We start from the raw sequence: 11,624 nt of genomic DNA on the forward strand, positions 1-11,624 counted from the left end.
ATCGTTAGATGAATCTTTTACATGGCTATGAACAATAGCGTCTTTATTTACGGGCTTTTCTTGTAACGGCGCATCAAAAAAGAAGTCATCGATATAATCATTTAGTAAATCTTTTTTGGCGATAGGTTTCGTTGCTTCATTCGAACTTAGGCTTTCATTTTCTACTGAAAATAATACTTCAGGTTCGGGAAGCGTTTTTAGAAAAGACTTTGGCTTGGATGCCTTGCCTGGCGCGGCAACTGTTCTTGAGTGCTTAGTTTGCTGGACGGAATCAGGGGTACTGGTTGCTGCTAGAGAGTTGTGACTGTAAGCCTCTTTGTATAAAGATCTAATCTTTAGAAACTTGATGCCGATTAATAATACAACTAGCGCTTCAAGGGTATGGATAATGGTGATAATCACAGTCAGCTCACTAAAGATAAAGTTTAGCCACGTCATTCGTTGTGGCAGAAAATGCTATGATTCTTACCTTAGTTCCTTTAAGAGCTCCCTTAAGAAATGCTTCCCTAGTAGCAGTATTTATAGCACTTATATTAACGTTATCTTTAACTGTCGTATAGTTTAATTTTGAGACCAGTTTGCCAAAAACAACTAGTGAACGCTATTGACAGCTTATCGCCGGGCTTGCGGTTCAATATAGGTAGTGTTGTTGAGAGTTAATGCACTCATTGGGTGCCTGGGATATACTGCAAGCAGTTTAAGAATATTACTTACCTTCAATAAGAGGCCTTATGTCGGAACAAGAAAATACTTCACAAATGCTGGTCGATATAAGTGGTGATCTACTCTATTCAGCGGGCAGTGCGAGTGAATTACAGTCACGTCTAGATATGCTTGTTGTTGCCTGGAATATGTCCTTGCTTTCTCGCGCTGATAGAGCGCTGAAAATGAAGCGTTTTATACGTAAACAGAAAGGCGCAGCCCCAAGTAAGGATGCATTAAAAAGCTTAGAGGGCGAGATAAAAAAGATTGTTAAGCGCAAGCTGGATTTGTATCCAGGCCTAGACACCGAGTTAGTGAGAGCCGAGGCGCTTATTCAGTCCCAGGATAGTTTTGAAATTAAAGTCTACTTCAAAGACAAGGAAGAAGAAGCGAAGCAAGAACAAGCAAAATATACGATTACTCGCTTAAATGAAGAAATGGCAACTCGAGAGCTCAGCGACCTAAGTAAGCTAGGAATCAAGTAAATATTTTAATGCCCAGTTGGAAGCAACCACATGCCCTGCTCAGGTTTAAGTGGGCTTCCTTTTTGCATTAGTTTGAAAGGTAGAGACTTGCTCCGCCCCTTGTCATTTTTACGTATAACAAAATGTAGGTGTGGGCCTGTGGAGTAACCCGTGTTCCCTGAGAGCGCCAAGATTTGACCTGCCTTAACTTTATCCCCAGCTTTCACTCGTATACTGCCCAAGAGTAAATGTGCATACACCGCATAAGTTCCATCATCGTGAAGAACTCTTACGACATTCGCTTTATCAATAAAAAAAGGGCTTGAAACGCCAGCTGAGGCATAGTCATCTTTTGTCGAAATAACGACTCCACCGCGCGCTGCGCTAATCTGGGTTCCTACTGTCATACCAATATCGATTGCATATAGGCTTGGTTGCGAATTGTGGCTAAAGCGGCCCTTGAAGCTTTGCGTGACTTTCATTGGTTTAAAGTTTTTGAATGGTGGTAAGTAGTGGCTTTGTGTATGACGACTGTCAGGGGAGCCGATCACATAGAAGAAACGATGTTCGCCAGAAAAAATGCGGGTTTGGCTTTGATATACTGCTTCTTGTGAATTTTCTGGAATAAGCTTGCTTAGTTTATGCGTGCCAACACTTAAGAATATTTGAATTGGTGCAAAATAGGGGTTGTGAACAATAAAGTCAGTTCCATTGTCACTGTGTGAAAGCACGAGATGAGGTTTAAGTGTTTTCTTAGTTTTGCTTTGGTAATTGATACTCTCAACTTTTGTTTGTTTGGAAGCAGGTTTTTTATCGCTATAGTGCCACTTACCATCACTACCTTGATATTTGTATATTTGGGCGTATACGTTTTGAGCCGAGAACGCAAAGATCAATGCTAGCGTCAGCGCAACGAAGCTTATCTTTAGCATCGTTTTTCTATCTCTTTTGCCAGTTTCTGGGCCCGTTCTTTACGCTCTTTTTCAGAGACTTTGACAGCTTGATTATTGTCATCGAGAAAAACAACACGACCTACAATCGTCTGTAAATAAGATCGTGCCCAATTACACCAATCGTCCTTTGTAGGTTGATCCTTTCGTTTACTCTGCCATTGTTCGAGTTTTTGCTGGCGTAATGCGTCCAGATCTTCTGCCTGGCGTTGAAGCTGCTCGGGTGAGCTGAGTTCACTGGTTATATTCATTTTGCTTGTGTCGATCTCGACTTCTTTTGCAGCAGAAGGCGCTCGAGCGTGATCACTGAAATGAACTTGCCCATTGGCGTCAGTCCAGCGAAAAACCTCAGCACTCACATTTGGTAACACCAGTACACAGAGCGTGATAAAAAATAGTAGTTTGGTCTGCACTTAAATACTCCCTTGTCTAGTATGCTTTTTTCATACTAACTTTTATAGTCCCTGATAAGGGAGCTATTCTAACAAAAGTAGCGGTTTATGCTAAAGGAATTGATAAGCGATTTAGGCCGAAGGTACTTGTGTTAGCTAGAGTGAATACTTCTCATTATAGAAATGCTTGAGCTACAGAGGTCTACAGGTTATGTTGTTTCATTAGGATAAAAATGCCGGAGAGATACATGATAAAAGGAACTTGTCTTTGCGAAGAGGTGCAGTATCAATATGATGCTGATATCCAAGAGGTTGCGATGTGCCACTGCCATCAGTGTAAAAAGGCTCAAGGAACGCCATTTGTTACTAACGCACCTATAGAGAGTCAATACTTCACCATTACGAGTGGCGCTGATCATTTGAAGACTTTCATGTCGAGCCCTAATAAAAAGCGCGTATTCTGTAGCAACTGCGGAAGTCCTTTATATAGTCAAAGAACCGATATGCCCGAAACAATAAGACTAAGGCTTGGAACTATCACTGAAGGGGAGTTCCCTGGGCCGCAATATGAGATCTTCTGTGAGTCCAAGTCAGAGTGGTTTGACGCCAAAGCCGAGCGTCCACGCTATGAGCAGCACAAAGTCTAAATGTTGGGAGCTTCGTATATATGGGAAAGTACTTTGTTATATATCCACTAAACTTCTAGCGATAGAATTTGTCACAATAATATAGCCGCGAATTACATCAGTGGCTCGGTCTGCTTATCCAGGGAAATAAACTATGAGGCATGTGAAAGTTGAGAGACGAGTGGCCGCACATTATTTGCTAGCAGCCATTGCTTTTATGCTATATGGCGGCCAAGTCTGCCCCTTATTGGAATCGATAACGGCAACTACCCTGGTTTTCCCCATACTCGTTGCTCTAGCTATTCGTTTGTTTAGTATTTCCTGGATAGATCGCAAACCACTTGACCGTCAGGTGTCTTTCCAATTCTTTCTAGATCTGAGCTTATTTATAGGCGCCGGTATCGCTCTGAATATTCACAATTTAGTGTTTCATGGCGCCCCTTTAGATAGTTTATTAAAGGTTGTGATGGGCACCTTAATACTCGGCGCGTTTGTGGCGCTGGATTTATCTTTAGGTAGAGAGAAAGATATTGCTCAATATCTCATTAAGCAGTCGATGGCATTGCAGTTAAGGGAGAACTTTCTTTCCTTTGGTAAGAAGTTCTCGGCGGCGGCAATTGTATTGGTATTCAGTATCTCGACGGTATTCTTTTTGGTTATTAATAAAGACCTAAGTTGGTTGGTCGATAGTAGCCGTTATTTGGATATAAATGATGCGCGCATTAGCATTCTCAAAGAGGTAGCCTTCGTCGCTGCTGTCCTCTTGGTATATAGTATTCGGATCATATATTCCTATGTGACAAACTTGAATATGTACCTTTATTACCAGAATCATACCTTGTTTGAGGTGATGAATGGTGACCTGGAACAGCGAGTGCCGGTAGTCAGTCATGATGAGTTTGGGCGTATGGCTGAGGGTACCAATGCGATGATTGCCAGTTTGCAGCAGCATAGGGACGAACTTCAATTGACTCGAGATGTGTCTGTGCTAGCGCTAGCTTCGCTTGCAGAAACCCGGGACAATGAAACCGGTGGCCATATTCTGAGAACTCAGCATTACGTCCGTGTGCTAGCGGAACATTTGAGTGCACATCCCGACTTCAAAGACTATCTGGATGCTGAGACGGTGGATCTTTTATATAAGTCGGCACCTTTGCATGATGTGGGTAAAGTAGGTATTCCAGATAGTATCTTGCTCAAGCCAGGCAAGCTAACAGATGAAGAGTTCATGATCATGAAAACGCATGCGCAATTGGGGGCAGACTCTTTAGCGGTTGCCGAAGCCCGCTTGGGAAGCAATTCTTTCTTGCGTTATGCACGAGAGATTGCCGCCTCTCATCATGAAAAATGGGATGGTAGCGGATATCCTCAAGGCTTAAAGGGTGATGCTATTCCACTGTCTGCGCGTTTAATGGCTTTGGCAGATGTCTACGATGCTTTGATTAGTAAACGTGTATACAAGCCAGCTTTTGATCATGACAAAGCTAAGTCAATTATCCTTGATGGTGAAGGGAGCCACTTCGACCCCAGAGTGGTGGCTGCTTTCATATCGTGTGAGGGCGAGTTTACGGAGATTGCAGCAGAATATAAGGATGACCATTAGCGATGATGTCTTTTACGGAAATTGAAGAAAGAGCCTATGCTCGTCACGGCGGGGCAATGCAAGTTAATGCCACGCTTAACTCCCCCTTATCCTCAGATGAAATTTTAGCGATATCTGATGACCGTTGGCTATCTGCCTTCTCAAAGATAGTCTTTCAGACAGGGTTTAACTGGAGTGTCATTGACAATAAATGGCCCGCCTTTGAAGAAGCCTTCGCTAACTTCAATTTGCGATATTGCGCGTCATTGTCTGATGAGGCGTTAGAAGAGAAAATGAAAGGCGGCAAGATTGTTAAGCATTGGGCAAAGGTTAGTTCAATTCGAGAAAATGCGATGTTCTTACTAGATCTTATAGAAGAGCACCGTTCTCTAGGTGAGTTTTTTGCATCCTGGAAAGCTGAAGATTTCACAGATAATATTCAGTTGCTAAAAGCGCGTGGAAATCGTTTGGGTGGACGGGTTGGTCAGATAGCTCTACGGCGACTAGGTGTAGATACCTTGGTTCTTTCAGCTGATGTTGTTGGAGCTCTAGCGCAAGCTGGTAGCATTAACAAGATGCCGAATTCAAAGAAAGCTTGGGCTTTGTTACAAGAAACGATTGATCAATGGCAGGCAGAAACAGCTTATTCCCTGAATAAAATTAGCCAGCTTTTAGGTTTGTCATACGGTGATATTTATGAGCGTTAAGCCTTCCTTTACTATTGAACTATCGGCTTAGTATTGCGTAGACTAGGCCAATAAAGCAGTGAAGTAGATCAACGAAGCTAGATGATAAGAACAAAAAAGGCTAAACATGGCATCCTCACCCTCTCCAAGCATCAGTATTAGTACAATTTCTGATGTCTATCATGTCTTACTTGATAGGGGAATGTCAGAGCAAGAGTTAGCGCAGCAATCAGGTATTAGTCGGAAAGATATTGAAAACCTTGATGCTCGTATTCCTATTTCTAAATTAAACAAGATTTGGGATATCGCCAAGGATTATACTCAGCAGGCTGAAATTGGTCTTTATGTAGGTGAAGAAATTGACCCGGCTCGCTTCAGTGTTGTCGCTCAGGCATCCTTTCAGTGTGAGACGCTTCGTGATGTGCTCCAGGTGTATGCGCGCTTTTTCAGTATTGTGAATGAGGCCGCTTGTCTAACCCTTAAAGAAGGCGATGAGTGGGCAACCCTAGAATTTAAAAGCTTGTCACCTGACTGTTATTGCATTTCCGAAATGGAGCGTATGGTGGTAACGGCCCTGGCACGATGTGATTATTTAACAGGTCGGAGAATCAAGGTTCAGTGCTTTAACTTTCAGCATGCCCAGCCTGAATATATAGCTAAGTATCAGGAAGTCTGTAAGGGCGAGCTTAAGTTCTCTCAAGAGCAGACTGGTATTGTGTTTAAGAAATCGGCGCTTGATTTGAAAGTGAAGCATGGCAACCCTTATTTGCTTAGTGTTTTAACCTCTTATGCTGAAAAGCTGCTTCGCAAGGTTGCTTCAAGCTCTGATATCAAAGATAAAGTCAGGCGTTTTATTCGGCGTCACTTGGCCGAAGATGCAGAACTGGACGTTGAGCGTGCTGCAAAGGCTCTCAATATGAGCCGTCATACGCTTTATCGAAAACTGAAAAAAGAGCAGGTATCCTTTCAGTCTTTGGTTGAGGAAGTTCGGCAGCGAGAAGCTGAGCGTTATTTGAAGGAAAACAAGGTTTCTATTAGTGAAGTTGCATTTTTGTTAGGGTTTTCTGAATTGAGTGCTTTTAGCCGGGCCTTTAAACGATGGACGGGCGAGTCTCCTGCAAAGTTTCGAGCAAAGAGTTTCAATGGGGTCAGACTCGATTGAAAATCAATCGAGTCTGACCCCATTGAAACTAAAATAGAGGGTTAACTGATGAAGTTATATGGCAAGGGTACATCACGTTCTTTTCGTTGTGTTTGGGCGGCTGAAGAGGCTGGTCTTGATTACGAATATATCTCGGTAGAATTTGGCAGCGCGGGCGAGAAAGGCACGAACAGTGAAGATTATCGTTCCATGAATGTTCAAGGTAAGGTGCCGACGCTTGCTGACGGTTCTGTTTCTGGTGGCCCCTTGGTATTAACTGAAAGTGCTGCGATTGTTAATTATCTTGGCGCTGTATCTGATAAGAACTTATGTCCACCTGCTTCGGATCCGGTACTTCGTGGTCATTATGACCAACTGATGTTCTTTATCTTGTCCGACTTGGAGCAGCCTTTGTGGACCAACGGCAAGCATCGTTTTGCCATTCCTAAAGAACACCGTGTCGCTGATGTACTGCCGACTACTTTTTGGGAGTTCGAAAAGGCACAAAAGGCACTGACGAAGCTGATCGGTGAGTCTCCGACTTTTGCCTTAGGCGATGCTTTTAGCATGGTTGATATTGCTTTAGCGCATACCCTAGCTTGGGCGGAAAGCTTTAAGTTTGAGTTATTGCCCGGTATGAAAGCCTATAAAGATGCCTTGTATGAGCGCGAAGCATGTCAGCAGGCACTTGTTAAAGTGAGTGCTGAATGATGTGCTTTAAATTGAGATATCAGCTATTAGCTTTAAGCTTGCTTGCGCTGAGTTCTTTTAGTTCTGCAGAGCTAAAAGAACTGGATGACCAATCACTAGAAGAACAAAAAGGCCAGGCCGGGATTACCATCGATATTGAGTACAAGTTGTCGATAGGTCAAATTCTCTACAAGTTTGGTGACTCAGGTAATGGCAAATCGCGTAAGCAGCAAGATTATAATATACCCGAGCCTCCTAGAATCGTGTATGTTTTGTCTGATGATAAATGACGTAAGTATGAACTGCAGAACTTTCACTCTTCTTTCTTTAGTTACTTCACTAGCTCATCAAAGCTGCTGATCAAGGCCTCCGGCTGATAACTGGAAAGATCTTCTCCTTGGTGGTAGCCATATTCAACACAGATAACAGCTACGCCAGCCGCTTTAGCGGCCTTAATATCACTCAGCGAGTCGCCCACCATGATTGACTCGCTGACATGACACCCCAAAGTATTCATGCAGTGCAGAAGCGGAGCCGGGTGAGGCTTTTTCTCTGGTAAAGAGTCACCACAAAGTATCAAGTCAAATTCAGGTAAGTCATGAGCCTTTAGGAGTGCCGGAGTGAATTGCTCTGGTTTGTTCGTAATTACTGCCAGGTAAGGGTAGTGCTCTCTTAGTTGTTTTAAGGTCTTACTGACGTGTGGGTAAAGTTTACTTTGTCGGCCACTGACGTCTTGGTAGTGATCTAAAAAGCTTTGATAGGCTTGTTGGAATAGCTCTCCATCTACTTTCTTGGGTATCATCTTATTGCTTAGAGCCCGCTTTACCAACATTGCAGCACCGTTGCCCACCCAGTGTCGAACCTTATCTTGTCCTGCTTTCTCTCGTTGTAGGTCGACCAGCATACAGTCGACAGCAAAGGCTAAGTCGGGTACCGAATCAATGAGGGTGCCATCCAGATCAAACATTATGAGCCGAGCCTGTTTGCTACAAACCTTTTCAATAAGTGTCACATGTAATCCTATTACTGTTAGTTTTCAGAATATTTTCTGATGATCTTATCGATTATTCTACATGGCAGCTCGAATCCTGTCGTGTCTTTGCATGCTATTGGGATTAAGGAGCAAATTTAATTGTTAAAGGAAGCTTTAGTGGTGTTTAAAAACAGGCTATTTGAATATGAGTTCAATATATTTTACTTTTTGTGACTATTGGTCATAAAATTTTCTTCCCTTCTAGTGTATGCTATCGATATTAACTCAAGGCCTTAGTTTACTGACGTTTTAAATGGCCATCCTTTATTGATTGATTAGCTTTTAAGTGAGGCATGATGAACCGCTCTTTAGTTTTTTCTATTGTTATGGCAATAGTCGCTACCCTGTGGATTCTATCGGGGAATTTTAAAGATGATGCCGAGCACCAAGGACAGGACGTTATTGCGGAATCATCTCAGCGCGATGAAGGTTTGTTCCGCGTGACCGTAAAGCAGTTTAAGGCACAGGAGCTCACACAGCGTATCGACTTGCAAGGTGAAATAGATGCCGATAGAAATGTTGATATTCGTGCTGAGACCGAAGGAGCTATTGCTAAATTGATCGCCAAGAAAGGTGATCGAATGACAGCCGGTCAACGTGTGCTCAATTTGGCGATGAATGATAGGCAGGCTCGCTTGGCAAGGGCTAAAGCGGATCTTAAGGTTGCAAGGGCCGAGTTGAAATCAAGCTTAAGTCTGAAGGAAAAGAATCTCTTATCCGAAAATCAGCTGCAACAAAATCAGGCGAATGTAATGGCGGCTGAAGCCGCGGTTAAAGAGGTTGAGCTGGAAATCGAACACACCCATATACTTAGCCCTTTTGCGGGTGTTTTAAATGACTTACACGTTGAGCAGGGTGACTACGTTGCTCCAGGCACTGTGTTGGCAACAATTGTCGACGATCAGGCGCTTATCATTAGTGCTGATGTTCCTCAGCAGCACGTTGCCAAATTAGCTTTGGGGCAAGTGGTTGAGGCAAAGTTACTCAATGGTACTGAGCTAAAGGGCAAGATCACTTATATATCGAGCATTGCTGATTTGGCGACACGCGCTTTCAGAATAGAGGCCTTGGCGCAGAATTCGTCTCAAGTAAAACGCTTTGGCCAAAGCGCTCGCGTTAGTATTTTGCTTGGCCAGCAAAAAGCCCACAAACTTTCTCCTTCATTATTAAGCCTTGATAGTCAGGGTGAACTGCAAATTAAAGGACTCGATGTTGAGGGGCGGGTAAAAGCATATCCGGTTGAACTCTTACGCAGCGAGAATGATGGTGTTTGGCTAGGCGGTTTACCCGAGGTGCTTGAGCTTATTACCGTCGGGCAAGGTTTTGTTTCGGTTGGTGAAAAGGTCAGCCCTGTTCGAGTTTCGGCAGAAGATAAGGCGTCAGGAGTAGATTCTTAATGAAAGAGTACTTTGGTACGGCACCAAAAACGCCAATCGACTGGGCGATAGAGCGTCGCCGTGCTGTGCTGTTGGTCTTGGTATTTTTACTAATATCCGGGATTTTTGCTTATCAGAGTATCCCAAAAGAGTCTGAGCCGGATATTGCCATTCCTATTGTTTACGTATCGATGTCGCATGAGGGTATTTCACCTGAAGATGCCGAGCGCCTACTTATTCGGCCAATGGAGAAAGAGCTTAAGTCGATAGAGGGTGTCAAAGAGATGAGCTCCGTTGCCTCCGAAGGGCATGCATCGGTGACGCTTGAATTTGATGCCGGTTTTGACAGTGATACGGCCTTGGATGACGTCCGTGAAAAGGTTGACCGTGCCAAATCAAAGCTACCTGCGAGTAGTGATGAACCTGAAGTTAATGAAGTAAACGTCGCTCTGTTTCCAGTTTTCAGCATGAGCTTGGCAGGCCCTATTCCTGAGCGGCAGTTATTGGCTATTGTGAGAGATCTAAGAGATGACTTGGAGGCGCTTCCTGGGGTGCTGGAAGTCGATATTGGCGGCGAGCGCGATGAAGTATTGGAAATTATTGTTGACCCGCTGGTACTGGAAACATACCAGATAAACTTTGAGACCGTGTTGAGCATTGTTAATCGTAATAACCAGTTGGTTGCTGCTGGCGCCATAGATAGTGGTTATGGTCGTCATGTCATTAAAGTGCCGGGTGTTATTGAGGATCTGGAAGATATTATGGCCCTGCCGATCAAAGTGGTTGGTGATAGGGTGGTGAGTTTTAGGGATGTTGCGACGGTAAGGCGCTCCTTTAAAGACCCGACAGGGTTTGCTCGTGTAAACGGGGAGTCTGCTTTGTCTTTAGAAGTTAAAAAGCGTGTCGGTTCAAACATTATCGAAGTGATTGAAAGCGTTAAGGCTATTGTTAAAGAAAAACGTCAATTTTGGCCTGCTGCGGTCAAGGAAACGTTTATTCTCGACAAGTCGGGCGAAATCAGAGATATGCTCCAAGATCTGCAAAACAACGTGTCGAGCGCGATTATTATGGTCATGATCGTCATTGTTGGAGCTTTGGGCTTACGTTCTTCATTCTTGGTGGGCATAGCTATTCCAGCATCCTTCCTTAGCAGTATTATGATTATTAATATGATGGGTTTGACCTTGAATATTGTGGTGCTGTTTAGCTTGATTCTGGTTGTCGGGATGTTGGTAGATGGAGCCATTGTTGTTGCCGAGTTAGCCTCACGAAATCAAAGTAAAGGGATGTCGGCAGCGAAAGCTTACGCAAGTGCATCAAAGCGGATGTCATGGCCGATCATCGCATCGACCGCGACAACGCTGGCTGTTTTTCTTCCCTTGATTGCTTGGCCGGGTGTTGTCGGCGAATTCATGAAGTTCTTACCCATTACGGTGATGATTTGTTTGATGGCATCGCTTGTTATGGCTCTGGTATTTTTGCCCGTTTTAGGCTCATGGTTAGGAGGGCAAACTAAGGCTAAAGGGAAGTTAGTAGACGAGTATGAACGTGATGGAGGTCATCCGCATACAATAAGCTCATTGAATGAAGAAGCCGGTGTGATGAAACGGGCCTATGTTTCAAGCTTGAGTGCCTTGCTGAAGAGACCGGGCTTAACATTTATCGGTGCACTGGGCGTCATAGTCTTCAGTTATGTCGCCTATGGGGCTTTCGGAAAGGGTGTAGAGTTCTTTCCAGATGTCGAACCGGATAGCGCGCAGGTTCTTATTCACGCTAGAGGTGACTTATCGATACATGAAAAAGATGCCTTGTTAAAACAGGTTGAACGTCGGTTTTTAAGTCTGATTGAAGGCAAAAACGAGCTTGAATCAATTTATGCCCGTTCTTTCAATCAAGCTCAGAATGCAATGGCCGAGGATGTGATCGGTTCAATTCAGTTTCAATTTGTTGATTGGGATAAGCGGCGTGTAGCGTCAGAAATT

At 43.8% G+C, this 11,624-nt stretch carries 13 protein-coding genes; 9 read left to right on the forward strand and 4 right to left on the reverse strand.

Features of this window, described 5'->3' with window-relative positions:
- On the reverse strand, positions 1–438 hold a 438-nt coding region (locus tag A3763_RS03475; RefSeq protein WP_156494871.1), incomplete at its 3' end, for a hypothetical protein.
- A 293-nt stretch (positions 439–731) separates the two neighbouring features.
- On the opposite strand from A3763_RS03475, the gene A3763_RS03480 reads away from it, so the two are divergent.
- A complete protein-coding gene (locus A3763_RS03480; protein ID WP_068510452.1) occupies positions 732–1,187 on the forward strand; it encodes a hypothetical protein in 456 nt (151 codons plus the stop codon).
- Positions 1,188–1,192: 5 nt separating this feature from the next.
- Here the strand turns inward: A3763_RS03480 and A3763_RS29945 are convergent, their stop codons facing one another.
- Together A3763_RS29945 and A3763_RS03490 are read right to left on the reverse strand one after the other, a co-directional pair.
- On the reverse strand, positions 1,193–2,098 hold the full coding sequence (locus tag A3763_RS29945; protein WP_082880363.1) for a peptidoglycan DD-metalloendopeptidase family protein: 906 nt from the start codon (positions 2,096–2,098) through the stop codon (positions 1,193–1,195).
- A complete protein-coding gene (locus A3763_RS03490; protein ID WP_068510455.1) occupies positions 2,092–2,529 on the reverse strand; it encodes a DUF4124 domain-containing protein in 438 nt (145 codons plus the stop codon). The genes A3763_RS29945 and A3763_RS03490 overlap by 7 nt, the downstream gene beginning before the upstream one ends.
- Positions 2,530–2,756: 227 nt before the next feature.
- Between A3763_RS03490 and A3763_RS03495 the strand changes: the two genes are divergently transcribed.
- The 6 genes from A3763_RS03495 to A3763_RS03520 all read left to right on the forward strand — a co-directional run bounded on the left by A3763_RS03495 (position 2,757) and on the right by A3763_RS03520 (position 7,523).
- Entirely contained in the window at positions 2,757–3,155 is a 399-nt protein-coding gene (locus tag A3763_RS03495; protein WP_068510490.1) for a GFA family protein, read from the forward strand.
- A 133-nt stretch (positions 3,156–3,288) separates the two neighbouring features.
- Positions 3,289–4,737, forward strand: coding sequence for an HD domain-containing phosphohydrolase (locus A3763_RS03500; protein WP_068510457.1), 1,449 nt, complete (start codon positions 3,289–3,291; stop codon positions 4,735–4,737).
- A 2-nt stretch (positions 4,738–4,739) separates the two neighbouring features.
- Entirely contained in the window at positions 4,740–5,423 is a 684-nt protein-coding gene (locus A3763_RS03505; RefSeq protein WP_068510459.1) for a DNA-3-methyladenine glycosylase I, read from the forward strand.
- Between the two features lie 106 nt (positions 5,424–5,529).
- A complete protein-coding gene (locus A3763_RS03510) occupies positions 5,530–6,564 on the forward strand; it encodes an AraC family transcriptional regulator (RefSeq protein WP_068510461.1) in 1,035 nt (344 codons plus the stop codon).
- A gap of 48 nt (positions 6,565–6,612) precedes the next feature.
- On the forward strand, positions 6,613–7,254 hold the full coding sequence (locus tag A3763_RS03515) for a glutathione S-transferase family protein (protein ID WP_082865159.1): 642 nt from the start codon (positions 6,613–6,615) through the stop codon (positions 7,252–7,254).
- On the forward strand, positions 7,251–7,523 hold the full coding sequence (locus A3763_RS03520) for a DUF6160 family protein (protein WP_068553332.1): 273 nt from the start codon (positions 7,251–7,253) through the stop codon (positions 7,521–7,523). Before A3763_RS03515 ends, A3763_RS03520 begins: the two co-directional genes overlap by 4 nt.
- A gap of 41 nt (positions 7,524–7,564) precedes the next feature.
- Here the strand turns inward: A3763_RS03520 and A3763_RS03525 are convergent, their stop codons facing one another.
- Positions 7,565–8,245, reverse strand: a complete 681-nt coding sequence (locus A3763_RS03525) for a phosphoglycolate phosphatase (RefSeq protein ID WP_231872087.1) — start codon at positions 8,243–8,245, stop codon at positions 7,565–7,567.
- Between the two features lie 314 nt (positions 8,246–8,559).
- Here A3763_RS03525 and A3763_RS03530 point away from each other — a divergent pair, with 314 nt between their 5' ends.
- Both A3763_RS03530 and A3763_RS03535 read left to right on the forward strand, forming a co-directional pair.
- Entirely contained in the window at positions 8,560–9,663 is a 1,104-nt protein-coding gene (locus A3763_RS03530; protein ID WP_082865095.1) for an efflux RND transporter periplasmic adaptor subunit, read from the forward strand.
- Positions 9,663–11,624: efflux RND transporter permease subunit (locus A3763_RS03535; RefSeq protein ID WP_197482735.1), on the forward strand; the 1,962-nt coding region annotated here is incomplete at its 3' end. The genes A3763_RS03530 and A3763_RS03535, both read left to right, overlap by 1 nt.

It is taken from the genome of Oleiphilus sp. HI0128, assembly GCF_001635365.1.